Annotated in this window: 16 protein-coding genes and 1 riboswitch; of the genes, 7 read left to right on the plus strand and 9 right to left on the minus strand. The window is 49.5% G+C overall.

Annotated features, from left to right (window positions below; all coding sequences use genetic code 11):
- Positions 1-33 precede the first annotated feature (33 nt).
- From K0H59_RS17525 to K0H59_RS17540, 4 genes are all read right to left on the minus strand, one after another.
- The gene (locus K0H59_RS17525) at positions 34-1,995 is read right to left on the minus strand and encodes a TonB-dependent receptor (RefSeq protein WP_220053857.1); all 1,962 of its coding nucleotides are present in this window, start codon (positions 1,993-1,995) and stop codon (positions 34-36) included.
- A gap of 108 nt (positions 1,996-2,103) precedes the next feature.
- Positions 2,104-2,334, minus strand: a riboswitch (cobalamin riboswitch).
- Positions 2,335-2,461: 127 nt separating this feature from the next.
- Positions 2,462-3,130: a hypothetical protein gene (locus tag K0H59_RS17530; RefSeq protein WP_011718265.1), complete on the minus strand. Its 669-nt coding sequence runs from the start codon at positions 3,128-3,130 to the stop codon at positions 2,462-2,464.
- A gap of 246 nt (positions 3,131-3,376) precedes the next feature.
- Entirely contained in the window at positions 3,377-4,813 is a 1,437-nt protein-coding gene (locus K0H59_RS17535) for a hypothetical protein (RefSeq protein WP_220053858.1), read from the minus strand.
- A gap of 3 nt (positions 4,814-4,816) precedes the next feature.
- Complete coding sequence (locus tag K0H59_RS17540) at positions 4,817-6,178, minus strand: DUF3592 domain-containing protein (protein WP_258405928.1); 1,362 nt, start codon at positions 6,176-6,178, stop codon at positions 4,817-4,819.
- 207 nt (positions 6,179-6,385) lie between these two features.
- Between K0H59_RS17540 and rihA the strand changes: the two genes are divergently transcribed.
- The 3 genes from rihA (at position 6,386) to azu (ending at position 8,917) form a co-directional block, all read left to right on the plus strand.
- Positions 6,386-7,342: a pyrimidine-specific ribonucleoside hydrolase RihA gene (gene rihA / locus K0H59_RS17545; protein ID WP_220053860.1), complete on the plus strand. Its 957-nt coding sequence runs from the start codon at positions 6,386-6,388 to the stop codon at positions 7,340-7,342.
- A gap of 18 nt (positions 7,343-7,360) precedes the next feature.
- Positions 7,361-8,272: a ribokinase gene (gene rbsK, locus K0H59_RS17550; RefSeq protein WP_220053861.1), complete on the plus strand. Its 912-nt coding sequence runs from the start codon at positions 7,361-7,363 to the stop codon at positions 8,270-8,272.
- A 168-nt stretch (positions 8,273-8,440) separates the two neighbouring features.
- Entirely contained in the window at positions 8,441-8,917 is a 477-nt protein-coding gene (gene azu / locus K0H59_RS17555) for an azurin (protein WP_011718270.1), read from the plus strand.
- Between the two features lie 160 nt (positions 8,918-9,077).
- On the opposite strand, the gene K0H59_RS17560 is transcribed toward azu, so the two are convergent.
- A complete protein-coding gene (locus K0H59_RS17560; protein ID WP_011625141.1) occupies positions 9,078-9,383 on the minus strand; it encodes a DUF3622 domain-containing protein in 306 nt (101 codons plus the stop codon).
- Between the two features lie 354 nt (positions 9,384-9,737).
- On the opposite strand from K0H59_RS17560, the gene K0H59_RS17565 reads away from it, so the two are divergent.
- Entirely contained in the window at positions 9,738-11,003 is a 1,266-nt protein-coding gene (locus K0H59_RS17565) for a glycerophosphodiester phosphodiesterase family protein (RefSeq protein ID WP_220053862.1), read from the plus strand.
- An 85-nt stretch (positions 11,004-11,088) separates the two neighbouring features.
- Here the strand turns inward: K0H59_RS17565 and K0H59_RS17570 are convergent, their stop codons facing one another.
- Positions 11,089-11,655, minus strand: coding sequence for a phosphoribosyltransferase (locus tag K0H59_RS17570; protein ID WP_011624046.1), 567 nt, complete (start codon positions 11,653-11,655; stop codon positions 11,089-11,091).
- A gap of 345 nt (positions 11,656-12,000) precedes the next feature.
- Positions 12,001-13,767 (minus strand): alkaline phosphatase, encoded by a 1,767-nt coding sequence (locus K0H59_RS17575; RefSeq protein WP_220053863.1) that lies wholly within the window; start codon positions 13,765-13,767, stop codon positions 12,001-12,003.
- Between the two features lie 261 nt (positions 13,768-14,028).
- Here K0H59_RS17575 and K0H59_RS17580 point away from each other — a divergent pair, with 261 nt between their 5' ends.
- Complete coding sequence (locus tag K0H59_RS17580; RefSeq protein ID WP_011624048.1) at positions 14,029-14,454, plus strand: HPP family protein; 426 nt, start codon at positions 14,029-14,031, stop codon at positions 14,452-14,454.
- 83 nt (positions 14,455-14,537) lie between these two features.
- Positions 14,538-15,143 carry a DUF4274 domain-containing protein gene (locus tag K0H59_RS17585; protein ID WP_220053864.1) on the plus strand — a complete coding sequence of 202 codons (606 nt, stop codon included), beginning with the start codon at positions 14,538-14,540 and terminating at the stop codon, positions 15,141-15,143.
- Positions 15,144-15,160: 17 nt separating this feature from the next.
- Here the strand turns inward: K0H59_RS17585 and K0H59_RS17590 are convergent, their stop codons facing one another.
- Complete coding sequence (locus K0H59_RS17590) at positions 15,161-16,522, minus strand: MATE family efflux transporter (protein WP_220053865.1); 1,362 nt, start codon at positions 16,520-16,522, stop codon at positions 15,161-15,163.
- A 327-nt stretch (positions 16,523-16,849) separates the two neighbouring features.
- On the opposite strand from K0H59_RS17590, the gene K0H59_RS17595 reads away from it, so the two are divergent.
- Positions 16,850-17,764 (plus strand): alpha/beta hydrolase, encoded by a 915-nt coding sequence (locus K0H59_RS17595; RefSeq protein WP_220053866.1) that lies wholly within the window; start codon positions 16,850-16,852, stop codon positions 17,762-17,764.
- Positions 17,765-17,858: 94 nt separating this feature from the next.
- Here the strand turns inward: K0H59_RS17595 and K0H59_RS17600 are convergent, their stop codons facing one another.
- Positions 17,859-18,341, minus strand: a complete 483-nt coding sequence (locus K0H59_RS17600) for a cupin domain-containing protein (RefSeq protein WP_220053867.1) — start codon at positions 18,339-18,341, stop codon at positions 17,859-17,861.
- Positions 18,342-18,514 lie beyond the last annotated feature (173 nt).

Here is an 18,514-nt window from a genome sequence, read left to right on the forward strand (position 1 = left end):
TGGCCTTATATAGATTAACGATTAGTCTCAAGCTTAGAAGCGGTAACCCACAGTCAAGCGAATATCACGTCCGCGACCAGCGTAATAGCTATCACCCCAAATGCCACCGTAATAACCCGAGCTAACATACTCTTTATCAAACAGGTTATCGATACGCAGGCTCGCTAACCAAGCATCACGGGTATAGTTCAGGGCCAGATTACCTAAAACATAGCTAGATAATTTATCGCCCTCGTTAGCGTTATCGCCTTCGATAAAACGATCACCCGTGTAAATCGCCTCGGCAAACACTTGGAAATGCTCGGCAAAATCCATGCTGACATAACCGCGTCCCGTATGCTCAGCCACCCAAGACAATTGCTTGCCATCATTCACCCCATCGGTAAATTCGGCATCGATATAGTTATATTCCAAGCCTAGGGTTAGGGCTTGAGTGACCTGCCAATCCCAATCGGCACTCGCGCCATAGCGGCGTGAAGCATCGGCATTGACGTTGGCGCCTTGGAAGCTGCCACCAACAGGTTTTTCAGCGCTTGGGTCGAAGACGATTTCATCTTCTAAATCGAGGCGATATAGGCTGACGCGTAGGCTTTGGCTAGCAACAGTCCAATCCCAACCCGCCTCATAGGAACGCCCCGTCTGCGGCTTTAAGCCATACACATCTTTCGGGGTGTAAGCTTGCTCATCGACCTTAGCGAAGCGGAAGTTTTCATCACCACGCAGATAGAATCTGTGCTCGGCGCTCGGACGGTAATTTAAACCGAACTCGAATGCGGTCGCATCTTCATCTAAATCGATACCGTTTGGATAGACATTGCCATCGACCAGATCGTCGGTCACTCGCGCATAACGTCCGCCCACCACATAGCTTAAGGTGTGGCTTAATGGCACTGTGGCTTGCAGGTAAGCACTCTGCATTTCCTGCACGTTGCTGCGCGCCATAGAGTCAAACTCGGCCTTACCGCGGCTGATATCCAAACCCGTGACTAGGTTTAGCTCACCTTGACGAGTGCTGTAGGTTGCGAGCGCTTTAGGACTAAACATCAGCAGCGAGCGAGTATTATGGCTACCCGCCCCCCAGTTTAATGAACTCACTAAGGTATCGCTGTAATCCAGATCCGCCGCCAAGGCCCAGTTTTGGTTAAGCTGATGCTGATAACCGCTGCGCACCGCCGTGGTCATCTCATGAACATATTCGCTGCTATTAGAAGACTGACGTGGATTTTCTTTGAACTGTTTTACCGTCAACGAACCTGGATTCTCGCGGTCATCATCGTAATAGCTGGTTTCAACGAAGAAAGAATCAGTGGCGGTTTTATATTGAATACGGCCTAAGATAGAGCCAGTTTCATTGGCATTATGCTTGCGATAGTTATCGCCTTGGTTGTAGCTACCAGTCAGGAAATAGTGCCAATCTTTATTGATGGCGCCCGACACATCGCCGCGACCTTCGTAGGTATTAAAGCTGCCGCCGGATAATTGCACGCTGCCGCCCGTATTCTCAGGCGATTTAGTCACAATGTTGATCACCCCGCCTACCGCTTGGTCGCCATAGAGCACGCCGGCACTGCCAGATAGAATTTCAACACGCTCAATTAAATTGAGTGGAATCGCATTCAGGCTAGGTGCGGCGATATCGATATTATTCAAGCGACGACCATCGAGCAAAATCAGCGTGTTATTAACCGCAGAGCTCGCGCTAAAGCCGCGCATCGCAAAGCTAGTACCAATGTTATTGTCGGACAGCTGAATACCGCTTTGACCACGTAAGACTTCGGTCAAGCTGGTTGCGCCGCTCTGCTCAATCGCAGCGGCATCAATCACATTCACATTGGCGGCAATATTTAAGGGGGTCTTGTCTGAACGGCCAATGACGACAATATGCTCATCGACTTTGGCGACGCTGGCATCATCGGCCGCCACGGCGGGGGCGATAACAGAAAAGCTGCAAAGGCTGCCGATCAGCAGCGCGATTTTAGTTGGATGTGTTCCCATTTTACCTTTAACTCCTGCAAGGAAAACGGGGCATTGGCGCCACGATACCGTTGATTCAGTAACAAATACTGACAGTCACTATCGCATTTTGAGATCTGCCCACCGAAATCTCAAAAACACCTTTAGGGCCGGTCTCCGGACTTAGGCTATGTCTATCTCAACGAGAGATAAACGCGAAACTGACCTTTGCACACTCGATTCTCTGGCTAACCTTGAGCTACCTTGCGAATGCGGTCGTCTCTCACCTTTTACCGTTGCGGGGGCAGTGCCAGAATTTCACTGGCTTCCCGATTATCTCGCGACGAATGCGTCGCAAGCACCACAGAAGGTTGACTAAAAATGAGGTTCATAGGGCGAAAAAACCAGTTAACGCCCAACAAGGCTCGTGGCATATCAAGCCTGAGCGCGCGCATTATAGACGTCTATACGGATGAAAGTCCATGATCATCCGTCTATCGACTGACAACTACTTTAAGGAAAAGGGCGCCAAGGCTGAGATAAAGTCGGCACTGTTGGCCGCTTGTAGAGGAGGTTTATCGGCAGAAAACACCTCACCACGCATCGATTTATGCAGCAAATACAAATCCTTGTCGCCACTCACTACAGTGTAATAACCAATTTCGCCCTGGGGATGAGAGGTAAAGGCCGTTGGATTGAATTGAGTTGCGCCATGGACATTCGGCATAGTGGTACAACCGAGAATCGCTTGAAATCCGTCGTGACCATCCACTTGGGTATCCCCCAGCTTTTGGTAAACCACCTCACCGTCACAGGAGGCTTGGTAAGTCTCGGCCATCGCATCTAAAAACTGCTCCGGGCTCACGCTTTCGGCCATATCCTTAAAGCCTTGCACACAAAACAGCGCACTCCATTGATTGAGCGCCTCCTGCTCCGGCACAAATTCCGCCATAAACATACCCGCACGTTCTTCGTGGTAGGCTTTGCGCCACCCCTCAGGCAGGTTAAATCCTAATTGCTGGCTAAAGACGGGAAGCACATGTGAATGGGAAGCACTGCTCTCATGGCGAGGCATATCCAATTTCGCCTCGACGGATTCGGAGCCGATTAGGCTGCATAGCATCAATACGCTCGCACCCTGCCATAACCTCATCTGCATATGGGGTATACATTTCATTATTATCATCCTTGTATCGCATTGTTATGGGTTAATACGACATATGAAATTGCATAGAAAACATCCAGCATTCTAGCGAAGATGTAAATAAGATAACAGTTAAAAAACGAAACAAAATGATACTTATACAGTCATAACAACTGTAAAACAGTAAATAGCAGCTGAAGATAGGGGCTGTGAGGGATTAAAAAAGCTGGTGAATGGATCTTCACCAGCAGAGGTATGCCCTACATGCCCAACAATGAATTATTCAAATGACCAATTGATTTTCCGCTGCGGCCTTGCCTGACTCAAAATCGCCTGACGTTGCTCCGGGGTCTCACATTGGGCAGCGAGGGTAAATTCCAGCGGCTTAACCACCAAGGAATCTGCAGGTTGTACAGGCGATTTATCAAACATTCCGAGATTCATCGACCAAGAGACCCATTCTCCCTTTTCACTGATCCCCACAAAACCATCATTTGCCTGCGCTAACCAAGTGAGGCGCGGAATGCGTTCAATCAGTTGCTCGACATTTTTAAGGTTTGCCCGATAACCGACGGGTACCACTTTGCCGTCGGGGCGCGTAAAGGCAAAGGAGGACTTGCCTAGGGTAATTTTGCTGCCCTGCTGCCAATACTTGTCGAGGATCTCTTGAGCCTGATGAAAGCCAAACAGATAGGCGTAATCCGTATCGTCGGCGAGAATTTGCGGCGTAGTGTTGTCACGCAGTAGCAAGAATCCCGGGCCGACGCTGATAATCTCTTTCACGCCTGTGATATCGGTTTTCTTAATCCAATCGACGCCACAGTTAATGCCATCGCCCCAGAAATGCGCGTCACCCGTTGGACTTAACACCGCAAACGCGCAACTGTTTGCCGTGAGACTCACCACATCCTTAAGCGCGCTGCGGATAGGATAAGCATCACTGCGCCAGCCCCAACTCACCACTGAGCCATCTTTTTTTAAGGCGGCATAGGTATTTTGAAAATATTCGATATGTTTAATATCCGTCAGCTGCGACTGCAACTTCTTCATATTGGTCGAACTTTCAACCTCCCCCCAAACTACGGCGCTGGCGTCTTTTTTCAGGGCAATAAAACTGCGCCCTTTAGCAAAGATATCGACCACATCGACTAACTCATCCTGCACCTGCAAACTATTGCCGCCGTAAGGCCCGTAGCCCCAAGTATGCACCTTACCATTGGCGTCGAGGGCGGCTACGGCCTCTCGGTTAGCGAATAACTTAGTGATATTGGTCATGCGCGCTTGCAATGCCTTGTCCAGACTCAACTTGCCCGCATTGCCCCAATAGACCACAGTGCCATCTTGGCGCAGCGCAGCAAACCCATCTTTAACAGGGACAATTTGCTTCACTTGCTTAAGTTGTTCTGTCACCTCACGGCTATCGCCACCGGCAAAACTATCGCCCCAAGTGATCACCTCACCAGACTTGGTTAATGCAGCGAAGGCCGTGCTGTTGGTCACCACAGTCTCAACTGCGGGTAAATCGCAGGGAATATGGCGATAATTCGGATTTGCCTCTTCCTTAAACTGGATAAGCTTGCCGTTATCAAATTGCAGCAAGGATTCCTTTTCATTTTCGACTACGGCTACGGGCTTAGGCTGGCTACAGGCGGTTAATTGTAACGCCACTAAGGCGGCCACCAATGCCAAGGGGCGTGATATAGGATAAGACTGCATTACTTATTTCCCTGTATTTGCTGAAATTTTGGTTGCTGATACTTTGGTTACTGAAAACGCGGGTTGCTGATTGGGTTGTGCTAATTTGCCTGATATCGACTCGAGTAGCAGCTTGAGTTCGTATTCAAAACCCTGAGTCGTATTTAAACGGGTTAAGAGCACTTGAATTTGTTTATCCAGTGTCTGCGCACAGTCTTGGCTGAGCGCGTCAAATGGCATTGCCTGTTTTAAGGCTGTTAAGATCAACCGTTGAACTGGGCCGATAGCCTGCCCCACTTGGCGGTTCAGTGCGGTATTGTCGAGCACTAATGTTACTAAGTAGAGTAAATAATCGAGGTGCACAGTAAAATCGACGTGGCATTGCTTTTCATCCGCCAAGCCGAATTTGAGCGCTTTGGCCTCACACAGCGCCTTCAATACCGCTAACTTTTCTGCGGTTAATTCCAACGCAAAGGGCAACTGCTTAGTGCGCGTCATCAGCACAAAGCTGGCTAAGGTTTTAGCCGACAGCGTCTGTTTACTACGGGCGAGCATCGCCAGCGCTAAGTCGTGAAATCCTAATGAACTCAAGCGATAAAAGCTTATCATCGCAATAGATTCATCTACGGATTCCAGCTTTTTTTTGCTCGGTAAAGTTTGCATTTGTTCGAATAAATCGACCAAACGCGGATAGTGTTCAGGGCAATGACCTATATGCTCAGCCGCTTCCCAGACTAGGATATTCGCAGCAGGATGCTGGCGATAGGTTTCAAGCAAACTGATAATCCCGGTGTAATCCTGTTGCTGCCCTAACCGCTTGGGTGTTGGCACATAACGGGACTCGGCCCAGCGGATCCTTAATAGCGTCAAACAGAAATAACCGACCAGCAAACTGCCTAATATACCTGCGATGCCAAAGCCGAAGTCCAATTTGGCGCGATCGCGGGTTAATTCGAGATCGGCGCTCGCCTGTGTTGGCGCCTCGGGAAGATAATGCACAACACTTTGTCCGTAGTTGGGCACTAATGCGCCAGGGGTGTCGCCCTGCGGCGGCCGTAATTGATAGGTCGCTTGGCAATTCACGCCATCTAGCTCCCATTGACGGACCAGCTTGCCTTCGGCGGTGCGATACTCAACCAAGCAAATCAATCTTTGGTTATACACGCCCGTCGAACTGCGCTCGCTGCGATAGGCGGTTTCAATCACTCGACCTATGGCCACATCGCCACGCTCCAGCAACTGATTGACCAAAAACCACTTTTGCGCCCCTTCCCAGAGGAACAGCGCGGCAACACTCATAAAAAGGAGAGGGATACAGGTCAAGAGTATTGCTAACCAACCCCAAAAACGCGTGGGTGCACTCGAGGTTAATTGACTGCGATTCATCAACACGCCAGAACTTCCTTATCATTCCATGATCGGTAAGGCATTAGAGAACTTGATTCTGCCTAAAGCGGGGCGCTATTGTAGCAGCTTATTGATAGAAATCAGAAAAAGCTCACAGTTTGCCCTAAAGACTCGGCCACATCCTAGCCTGCAAACTTGAGCATGCTATTCTACGTTTCCATTCCCGCTGTTTAAAGGAGTAACAGTATGAGTCGTCCGATTATTTTGGATTGCGATCCCGGCCATGACGATGCTATCGCGCTCATTTTAGCCCTCGCCCATCCAGAGCTAACCCCACTGGCCGTGACCACCAGCGCCGGCAACCAAACCCCAGATAAAACCCTCAATAACGCCCTGCGGATCTTAACCCTGCTCAATCGCAGCGATATTCCGGTCGCGGGCGGCGCGGTTAAACCCTTAAGCCGTGAGTTGATGATTGCCGATAACGTTCACGGTGAAACGGGGCTCGATGGCCCGGCATTGCCTGCACCGAGTTTTCAACCTCAAGCAGTGAATGCGGTCGAGCTGATGGCCGAGAAAATCCGCCAAAGCGATAAACCAGTAACATTAGTGCCTACTGGGCCGCTCACCAATATCGCACTGCTACTCGCCAGCCATGGCGAGTTATACGCCAAGATTGAGCGCATTGTGTTAATGGGTGGTGCCGCCGGGGTTGGTAACTGGACACCCGCCGCCGAGTTTAATATTTTTGTCGACCCAGAGGCGGCCGATATCGTCTTTAAATCCGGTATTCCCATCACCATGTGCGGCCTCGATGTTACCCATCAGGCACAGATCATGGATGAAGATATCGAACGTATTCGCGCCATTCCGAATCCCGTGGCTAAGTGTGTCGCCGAGTTGTTGGATTTCTTTATGATTTACCATAGAGATCCTAAATGGGGCTTTGTCGGTGCGCCGCTGCACGACCCTTGCACTATCGCTTGGTTACTTAACCCCGCGCTGTTTGATGCCCAAGACTGCTGGGTCGGCATTGAAACCCAAAGCGAGTTAACACTGGGGATGACGGTAGTCGACCGCTATCAACTGACGGGCAAACCCGCCAATGCAACTGTGCTTTTCGGCATTGATAGACAGGGTTTTGTTGACTTGTTAGTTGACAGCTTAGCGGCCTACACACCAACCTATCTCAATCGCAGATAAACTTAAGGTAACGCTTCCATGAGCCAGATCCTCGTTATCGGCAGTGCGAATGCCGATCATGTGATGAATTTTGAGTATTTGCCCGTTCCCGGCCAAACCTTAATGAGCCGAGCCTATCGCTTGGAACACGGTGGCAAAGGGGCCAATCAGGCGGTAGCCTGTGCCCGTTTATGCCAAGGGGATGCGGAAGTGGCATTTATCTGCCATCTAGGCCAAGACAGTGTCGGCAATGACATGCGTACAAGCTGGCTCAAGGATGGCATTAAGGCCGAAGGTATTACCCAAGTCGCCAATATGAGTACGGGCACGGCGCTGATTTTTGTCGCCGATAATGGGGAGAACTCCATCGGGATCGCCGCGGGCGCCAATGCCGATCTCACCCCAAGCGAGTTAGAGAAGCATTACGCCCTGTTTGCCAATGCCCAATTCTTACTGATCCAGCTCGAAACGCCGATGGAGACGGTTCACCACGCATTGCAAACCGCCAAGCGCCTCGGTATTACCACAGTGCTGAATCCTGCGCCTGCAACCAGTCAGGAGTTGGATTACCTCAAATGGGTCGACATCATTACTCCCAATGAGACCGAGGCCGAAGCACTTACAGGCATTGAGGTCAATAACGAAGAAGATGCCGAGCTTGCCGCCCAATGGCTACATCAGCAGGGCGTTGCAACTGTCGTCATAACCTTAGGCAGTAAAGGCGCGTTTATCAGCAGTGCCGGTTTTACCGGGTTAATTCCGGCGCTTACCGTGCAAGCTATAGATACGGTTGCCGCGGGCGATACCTTTAATGGCGCCTTAGTGGTGGGTTTAAGTGAAGGCATGTCAATTGCCGCGGCCGTAGGGTTTGCCAATGCCGCCTCGGCCATTACCGTTACCCGTGAAGGCGCCCAGCGCGCGATTCCCTATCGCCACGAAGTCCAACGTTAACCCATGAGTGCGGCAAATTGTCGCACTCAACCTCTTTCATTCAAAAGTACTATATACATAATTTACATACCGAATTCATTCCCATTTAATGAATTCAGCCTATGCTGGCAAGCGCATGTTCGAGCCAAAACGGCTCGACCCACCTTGTTCAGAATGAGGAAGTACCAGATGAAAGCGAAAAGCACCACTTTACGTAATATGACTAGCGCTAGCTTACTCGGCCTAGGATTATTCGTCGCCAGCCAAGCGAGTGCTAACGAATGTGAGCTCAAGATTGCTGCGACTGACGCTATGCAATTTGACACTAAAGAGCTGTCTGTTCCTGCAACGTGTAAGGAAGTGACCCTCACACTAACGCACACTGGCACTCTGCCCAAAGCAGCTATGGGCCACAACTGGGTATTAACTAAAGCCGCTGATATGTCTGCCGTTGCGACCGATGGTATGGGCGCTGGCGCCGATGCGGCTTACGTTAAAGCCGGTGATACCCGTGTTATTGCCCACACTGGTTTAGTGGGTGGCGGTGAATCAACTTCTGTGACCTTTAGCACCGCAGGCATGAGCGCGACTGAAGCTTACCAGTTCTTCTGCAGCTTCCCAGGCCACTGGGCGATTATGCAAGGTAGCTTTAAAATTCAAGGCTAATCCCATTGCCTAATGCTCACTTAAGGGAATACCTTAAGTGAGACAACAAAAAAGCGGACCTCTGGTCCGCTTTTTTGTTGAATGCTTATTGGCTTATAAGCCAATTTGCCTTCGAGGATTTTGTTTCGAGATGTCTTCTGAGATGTATTCTTCGGGCGAGTTATTCTTCGCCGAACTCGTCTTCATCATCAAAATCATCGGCATCGGTTGCCGCTTCTGCCGCTAAAGCCGCCGCTAATTTGGCCTTAGCCTGTTTCTCTGAGCGACGCTTGTTGCGCTCAGCCAGCGTGCCTAAAAACACTTGCAGCTCGGCTTGACCCCAAGCTTGTGCCTCGGCCTCGGTCGCAAAACCGTCATGGCTTTTCGACACTACTGTTTTAGTCGACGTCATACGACGGGTGATTTCCGTCTTCCAACCATTTTCAGCTTGAGTGACGCGAAAATCGTATTTTTTACCCTTGCTCATTCTGCTCTATTTCCTAAATGATGCTTGCCACGTTTGTCTTATCAAGCGATACAAACGCCATCATAAAACAAAAGGAGCGCAGTTTACTTGATTTCGGCACAGAAAGATCGCTTGCGAGAAAATTTTCATACTTAGCACTTTCACACAGCCGTAAGAATCCCAAAAGTAACGGGGCATGCTAGATAATTTTTCGCCCTAATCTTAGTCCTAAGCTCAGTATCAAGCTAGCGTAAAAGCGGCTGGCGGACGGTATCTTTTCTTGTTTTAGTCATAAAACTGAGCTTATTTAGTCATATAGCAATTTTAGAGTATGAGGGAACCCATTAATAAGTAATTCATAATTTAGGAAAGATGATGAATACCTCCTCAGTAACACTCTGCATGCTGCTCGCCAGTACGGCTCTGCTCGCAGGCTGCAACAGCGATAACAAAGATAACGACACCACACCGCCCGCCAAACTGGTGCCCGCCCAAGTCGGTGAGCGACCACTGTTTTTGGTGCGTCAAATGCAGGACAGCAGCTTAAAAACCCGTTTAGCCCAGTGCGAAACCGACCATTTCTACCGTAGCGATTTTGCCATTGGTCATCGCGGCGCGGCGATGCAATTCCCTGAACACACTAAAGAATCCTACCAAGCAGCCATTGACTCTGGCGCGGGTATTGTCGAGTGTGATGTGACTTTTACCGCCGATAAAGCCTTAGTCTGTCGCCATTCCCAGTGCGATCTCGCCAGCACGACCAACATTTTGGCCATTCCCGAACTTGCCAATAAATGTTCAGTCCCCTTTACCCCCGCCGATACCGCCAATGGCGTCGCCGCCACAGCAACTTGCTGCACCAGCGATATCACCCTCGCCGAATTTAAAATGTTAAAGGGTAAGATGGAGGGCGAGAATCCAAAGGCGACCAATGTCGAGGAATTTATAAATGCCACGCCTAAGTGGCGCACCGATCTCTATGCGGGCAATGGCACCCTAATGACCCACGCCGAGAGTATTGAGATGTTTAAAAAGGCTGGCGTCAAAATGACACCCGAGCTAAAGGCCGCTAGTGTGGCTATGCCCTTCGATGGCTTTACTCAGCAGGAGTACGCCCAGAAGATGCTCGACGAATATACCGCGGCGGGCGTCGATGCCTCGCAGGTCTTCCCCCAATCCTTTAATTTGGAAGATGTAAAATACTGGATTGCTAACGCTCCCGAGTTTGGCAAGCAAGCGGTATATCTAGATGATAGATACGATATTCACACGGGTTTTGACCCACAGGACTCCTCCAGCTGGTCACCCTCAATGGCTGAGCTGAAAGCCCAAGGCGTAGAGATTGTCGCGCCGCCACTCTGGGTGCTGGTGACCTTAGATGCGGATAAAAAAATCATTCCATCGGAATATGCCAAAGCCGCGAAAACAGCGGGACTTAAGATTATCACTTGGAGCTTAGAGCGCTCAGGATTATTGAAAGATGGCGGCGGTTGGTATTATCAAAGCATTACCGATGCCATTGATAATGAAGGTGATACCTACGAGCTGCTCGATGTGCTCGCCAAAGATGTGGGCGTGATTGGCGTGTTTTCGGACTGGCCAGCGACCGTCACTTACTATGCCAACTGCATGGATTTATAGGCCGAATAAATAGGCTCTATTTCAAAACCGAGAAACAAAAAAGCGTTAGCAAAGATTGCTAACGCTTTTTACTAACAAATTCTTTTTACTTAAAAAGATGCTGAATATTTTTTAAATCGCCCTTACCTTCGGCAATTTCTTCCGGCGTTAAGCCTGTCACTTCGTGTGGGAACACTAACCAGTCTTCAGAGGCATGGATATAGTAATCAGGCTTTAAAGGCACAGCGGTATTCTTTGGCTTGTAATAAGGGCAAGCGATACGAATATCCTGCGGCATGTTTAAGCGCATCAGTTGGCTTAACTTTTCCTTCAGCGCGTGGATGCTGCGGCCAGAGTCAAACACATCGTCCACAATCAGTAAGCTATCGCTAGCATTCGCATTTTCAACAATGTAATGCAGGCCATGTACTTTGATTTCTTTGCTTTGCTTGTCGGTACCAATACCGTAGTAAGACGAGGTACGCACGGCGATATGGTCGGTTTCAACCTTCTTAAAGTCGAAAAACTCTTGTACCGCGATCCCAATTGGAGCACCGCCACGCCAAATACCCACGATAAACTGCGGGCGGAATCCACTCTCATAAACCTGTGAAGCTAATAGAAATGAATCTTCGAGCAGTTGCTGTGCGGTAACGAAATATTTTTCTGACATGACACCGATCCCCATCTTAATTATTGTTTTAGGTGTTAAAGCGAGCGCTTTTACCTAGTAAGGTCTGTTCGGCGTCCAAAACACGAGAACAGCATTCTCTTCATAAGAGTCCTAGCAAGTGTAGGCAGCCGCCGAATTTTGGGAGCGAATTTTATACCAAAAAAAACCGCCGTGCTGCAGTTATAGTCATAAGTTGCAGGTGAACGACCGTTTATTTTGCATTTTTAGGACGGAACTAACAAAAAGCGTACAAAAAAGGCCACCCAAAGGTGGCCAACAAGGAACGAGCACAGGCTCAAAGCAAAGAATGGAGCTTAAGTTTGGAGCTTAAGTTTGGCGCTTAAGTTAGCTCACAGGGTTGATAACGTGCTCACCGACCTTAGTCATGGCGCTGTAGCTGCGGCTGGTCGACTCTTCAAACTCCTTCGCCAGAATCGTGCTGACATAATGCCAGTCGCTACGCACCGCTTCTTTAGTGAAGGTTAAGGTCATAAAGCCGCGATCTTTAAGGTTGGTATATTTAAGATCTGGCACCAACTCGACGATCGCCGCTTCGGTCGCGGGGATCTGTTCTGCTGGTAGATTTAAGTAATATTCCAAACCAGGTGATGATACCGAGCTTGTGGCAAACTCGACCCCAACGGTATCGCCGTTGACATCTTTAAGCTCATTCGCCCAGGCATTATGGGTGTCACCGGCAATCACCACTAGGTTGTGATTTTTCGATTTAGCCGTGCCTAAAATCACTTCCCTTTCATAGGCATAACCATCCCATGCATCTAAGTTATAGGGAATAGATGGCAGTTGCAGCAGGGCAATCACCTCTGGCGTTAACAATGCTTGATTGGCCTGTAAATACTGCAATTCCGCGGCTGTTAGGGTTGGATCGTTTGCCGCCGCACGGGCGGCTAACTTTGCCAGCGCCCCAAGCATGGCATATTGTGGAATGCTCATTTGCTGAGTAGCGATTGCCGCAGGTAGAGACATCTTGCCCATCAGGATCTGTTGTCCTAACACCTGCCAAGTACCCGTGGCTTGCAGTAAAGTGCCTTGTAACCAGAGTAATTGGGTTAAGCCTAGCATGGTGCGCGTGGTCGATGTCACATCGGCGAGGAAACGCTCCCCATCGAAGGCGCCCGTGCTGGCATCCATATAATCGGCATAATCGAGCTGCTTATCGCGGGCCAAGACGCGCGTATCCAGCATATGTAAGTCGACTAAGTTACCGTAACTGAAGCTGCGGTAGATCTCCTCATGGTTACCCTCGCGCCATGGACGGATCGGCAGCCACTCGAAGTAAGCCTGTAGTGCGGCTTCTTTACGGACCGCAAAGTCCCCTTCGCCTTCGTTGTGGTTCTCGGCACCATCACGCCAAGTATCGTTTGCCACTTCATGGTCGTCCCATACCGTAATAAATGGCACTTTCGCGTGCAGTTTTTGCAGGCTGGCATCGGTATGGTACTGGCCATAACGGGTACGATAATCGCTAAGCGTCAGCAGTTCGTTGGCGGGTAACACTTCACGGCCAAGCTCTGCCGCATGTTCGCTGGCATAGCCACCACGGGCATATTCATAGATATAGTCACCCAGATGCACCACAGCATCGAGGTCATCCTGCGCCGCAGCCAGTTCATACACGTTAAAATAACCAGCAGGAAAGTTAGCGCAGGACATAACGGCGAGTTTTACCGAACTCACGTCGCCCTCGGGTAAAGTGCGGGTCTTGCCCACCTCGGAGGTTTTTCCGCCCGTCATAAAGCGGTAAAAATAGGTTTGTCCCGCACGTAAACCACGGGCATCGATTTTGACCGTGTAATCACGGTTAGCATTAGTGACCATCTCCCCAGTGGTCATTAATTGTGAGAATGCCGCGTCACTGGCGACTTGCCAGCTCACTTTAACATCCCCAGCAGAATCTGGCGTCACACGGGTCCAGAGGATCACCGCATCCTGCGCTGGGTCACCGCTGGCAACCCCATGTAAAAACTGTGCGGGCACAGAGTTATCATCATCACTGTCACTACACCCCATTAGGCCGTAGGAGATCACTGCGGCACCAATACCTTTGGCTGACATTGCTAGAAAATCACGACGAGTCACGGTTCGTTTCATTATTATTATTCCCTTTAAAAATGAGGTTTCACTGGTATGAGGTCTAATGAGGCCCCGATTGTGAGACATCACTGTTACACATTTGTGACATCTTTGTCAGCCTTTTATGATTTCTTTTAATTCATCAACTTATACTGAATAGCGTTCTTTATTTGTACAGTGCTGGCACAGAGCATCACTAAGCTGCTAACATCGACTCAGATGCAAATAGCGCCTAAGATCACTACTTCTTAGCGCATTGTTAAAAAAGGAATTTATAGGATGAAAGTCAGCGACATTATGAGCACTGAGGTCATCTGCATCAGCGATGGTGCAAGCCTGAAAGATGCCCACCATTTAATGCAAACCCGCGGCGTGCGCCATTTACCTGTGATATCTGAAACCGACGGCACCTTAGTCGGTGTGCTCACCCATAAGAAGATGATCGCCAGCGTATTGTCTATGTTGAACAAATACGGCCAAGGCGCATTGGATCGCAAGGAACGCTACACCCCCATAGCCACTGTGATGGACAAAGACTGCCAGCACTTAACCGCCGATGAGCCCTTGAGCGTGGTGGTGGAATACTTTATCGACAACAAACTTGGCTGCTTACCCGTAGTAGATAACGATAAGAAAGTATTAGGGATTGTCACCTCTTCCGACTTTATTAAGCTCTGTCGTACCCTGCTGCAACAGCAAGCTTAGCACCTAACATCCTCACTCTTTCTCGCTGGCTCTCGGTTATCAGGGCTGGCGAGAGTCATTATTTAACAATCCCAAGGACGCCCGTGGCTAAGTTATTAACCCAAGAACAATTTATCCGCGCCTATGAATGCGCCGAATTAGGCTGTATCGCCAATCAACAACGACTTACCCAATTGCTCGCCGATCCCGATTATGACGCTTTACATGAGTACAGCGCCTACTTTGGCAAAGCGGTGACACACATCATCTGTATCAGTGACTTACAAAGCATGGAGGAATTGCATTTTGTCGCGGGCAACTTGAATTGGGATGATCATGATCCCGATATGGTGAGAGCGATTATCGAACACCCACTCTGTGATGCGGGTACCGCTTTATTACTTTACTGGTACGGGCAAGGCTTTTATTACTCCACGCCACAGAGGCTCGACACGCCTTTTGGACAGCTATTCAAAACCATTACCGAACGCTTTGTTGCGCGGGGCTATGCCAGTTATAGAATCCATTTTGATCCGTTTAAAGAATGTTTTATGCCCTCATTAGAGGACGTCCTCACCAATGGATGCCAAATTCCAGGGGCTATTTTTGCCCCCTACAGTACAATGGAAATCGAAACCGATGCAGGGCATCCAAGGTATCTACAATTTAAAAATGAACTGCTGCAATCGGGCAAATGGGGCAACCAATAAGGGTTAGCCTTTTAGGTTTAAGCTGAGGTTGCTGGCGGAATACGGGTAAAACGCTGCCAGCGACCCGAGCGCCAACGGTGCACCATAATCAAGCCTCGTACCCATTCATCGGCCGCAACGGCAAGCCAAGCGGCAAGTACGCCATAACCTAAGTGCAGCCCAAAGAACCAAGCCAATAGCACGCCAATCCCCCACATGCTAAACAGGCCAACGCGCACCGGAAACGCCACATCCCCCGCACCTTTTAATGCCGAAATAATCACCAGATTAAAGACTCGGCCGGTTTCCAACGCGATGGAACCTAAAAGCAAGAGTGCGGTAAGTTGAATGACCTCTGGGTTTTCACTCAACCAGCCCACTATGGTAAAACGCTGCCAATAAAAGGCTAACACTATGGCGAGGGAGGTAATAAAGCCCACCAAGCAATACTTTTGCACCCGCTGCGTTATCTCATCGAACCATTGTTTACCGACGTAATAACCAGTTTGAATTTGCGCCGCCTGCCCGAGCGCCACCGCAAAACAGTAAATAAAGCGGCTGATATTCAAGCCATAGGTATAGGCCGTCAGCGAGAGAGTGCCCATCTGGCTGATAAAATAGATGATGGTCATCTGCGCCACATTGTAGGACAGCATTTCACCCGCATTAAGCAAACCTATGCGCATCACGCTCCAATAGGTACTGCGCGGCAATAACTTAAGTCGCAACATCGGCAGTGGGATGCCTTTATGGAGGATCACCGCCAGCATAATCAAGGCACCGATAATCTGGCTGGTGACAGTCGAAATCGCCACCCCAGTCACCCCATAAACTGGCAAACCAAAGGGAGAATAGAGGGCAATATAGTTACCGAGCACATTCATCAATCCCGTGCTGGAGGTGACTAACATGGCCGAGCGGGTAAAGCCGTAGCTACGTAAGATGGCTGCAAAGGCGATGTTCATCACCAGCCCTATGCTTAAACTGCCGCAGATCAGCAGATAGTCATTACCATAGCCTGCGACTTCTGGCTCTAGCGCAAATAAACTGATAATGCCGTGGGCACCGAAAAACATCGATGTGCCCATAATCACGGCTAAGCCTAAGCTTAAGGCCACGCTGGCCACGCCAATATCGGTCGCCTGCTGCGTCTGCCCCGCACCATTATTTTGGCTGATCAGAATGCTGGCGCCCGTGCTGACCATCATGGACATCACCATCATAAAAAACATCAATTGGGTGGTGAGTCCCACCGCGGCGACGGCATTGTCGGAATAATGGCTCAGCATAAAAATATCGCTGATCCCGAGTAAGGATTGCAGCAAGGTTTCGATAAAAATCGGCCAAGTGAGGGCGACAATGCCCATGCGTTGTTGCAGGGTTTTAGCTGATTTAGCCACGTCCAATCCTTACCGCTGGAAGACAAGTGAAATAGCAATAACACGCCAAGGCTGGCGAGCGGTAATTTTCTTACATTTTTAGATTGTGCTCAATCCTTCGTCACCACTAAAGCCTGCCCCTGCAACCGTATTCATTGGGTGGAGCTCAATTCATTGAAGTAGAAAAACATCAGCAACGCCTCAATTAACACTCTTTAATCTACTGAAATAGCTGGGATTAATACCATATCACCCAATACACACTACCCTTTTCGAGATTGAGCCGATACACTTTGCCGACCACAAGGGGCGATAAGCGCTCACCGAATATATTCAGGGAAACTGCACATGAGCCAACTCTATTTAGAAGACGGAATTAAACAATTAGTGAGCGAGTTTATCGCCGCAGGTTGCCCTTCGGTGCGCGAACAGAGCCTTGAGGAGCGACGCCAAGGGTATATCGCCAGCACAGTATTGGCAGGTGAGCCGGAAGCGGTGTTTGAAGTTAAAACCTTATCCCTTGAGGGCATAGAGTTAACGCTATTTAAGCCCTCGGTGGACAACAACTTACCCGTGGTCATTTACTATCACGGCGGCTGCTTTGTCAGTGGTGGCATCGCCACCCACAATCAACAACTACGTAAAATTGCCAATGATTCCGGCGCGTTAGTGGTGGCGGTCCGCTATCGTCTCGCCCCAGAGCATGTGTACCCCGCCGCCCATGACGATGCCTTCAATGCCGCCAATCTCGTGCAGCAACATTGCCAGCAATGGGGCGGCGATAACACCAATATCACCCTGATGGGCGACAGCGCTGGCGGCCATTTAGCCTTAGTCACTTGCCTGCGGTTAAAAGCACAAGGGCAATGGTTACCTAAAAAACAAGTGCTTATCTATCCGATGTTGGATGCGACCGCCAAGAGCCAGAGCTATATCGACAATGGCGCTAAGTACATCATCACTCGCGATACGCTGCTCACGGGCTTTGATATGTACCTCGACTGGCACCCCAGAACCGATGTTGAAGCCAGCCCACTGCGAAGCCAGGATTTAGCAGGCCTGCCCGAAACCCATATTATTACCGCCGAATTCGATCCCCTGTTAGATGAGGGCGAACAGCTATTCCGTAACCTGTTAGATGCGGGCGTCAATGCCCATTGCCGCCGCTATTTAGGGGTGATCCACGGCTTCTTTCAACTCGCAGGCGTCAGCCAATCGGCGCGGGATGCCATGGTGCAAGTGACCCACATTATTCGCGCTTAACCTGATTAAGCCGCATGCCTTAATGCGTGGCATGCGGCTACTAAATCCATGCAACGAACAACTCATTGCATGATAATGCAATGATCTAACTGCGCTATTTCGGCTCTGGCCGACTCAGTTTGTGGATCACATCTTGATGCTGTGGATACATGTCCAGCAAAGCTTCTTGGCTAAACAATTCAAAGTCATCGAAGGTAAAACCCGGTGATACCATACAGCCCACCAGCGAGAATCCATCTTGATTCATCGCCGAGCCAAAAATACAGCCCTTAGGCACTAAAAACTGCGGTCTTTCGCCCGCGGCTAAATCCAGCCCTAACTGCGCCGTAGTCAGCTCGCCCTCAGGGGAAATCATATAAATCGTCAGCGATTGACCCGCATGGAAATACCACATTTCATCGGCCGTGAGTCGATGAAAATGCGACACTTCGCCGGTTCTCAGTAAGAAATAAATACTGCTCCATAGCTGACGACTCGGATCGAAGGCCGATTCTGAGCGATAGGAAGAACGGTAATAACCGCCCTCAACATGCTGCTCAAGTTCTAAATACTGAATAAAATCATCAGCCGTGCGCATACTCATCCCTCATTAAATTGATACGGGCTAGAGTCTACACCCTAAGTCCAATTTAATTAATCCTCTGTGCCCTGCTTGCTTCTCACCTACCAGTCGAACATAAACACGAATACCATGTGGTTAAGGTTTGTTTTCGCCATAAAAAAAGCTAAATTCTTACCATAGACTGAATG

Origin of the sequence: Shewanella sp. FJAT-51649, assembly GCF_019457435.1 — a bacterium.
Classification (GTDB): domain Bacteria; phylum Pseudomonadota; class Gammaproteobacteria; order Enterobacterales; family Shewanellaceae; genus Shewanella; species Shewanella mangrovisoli.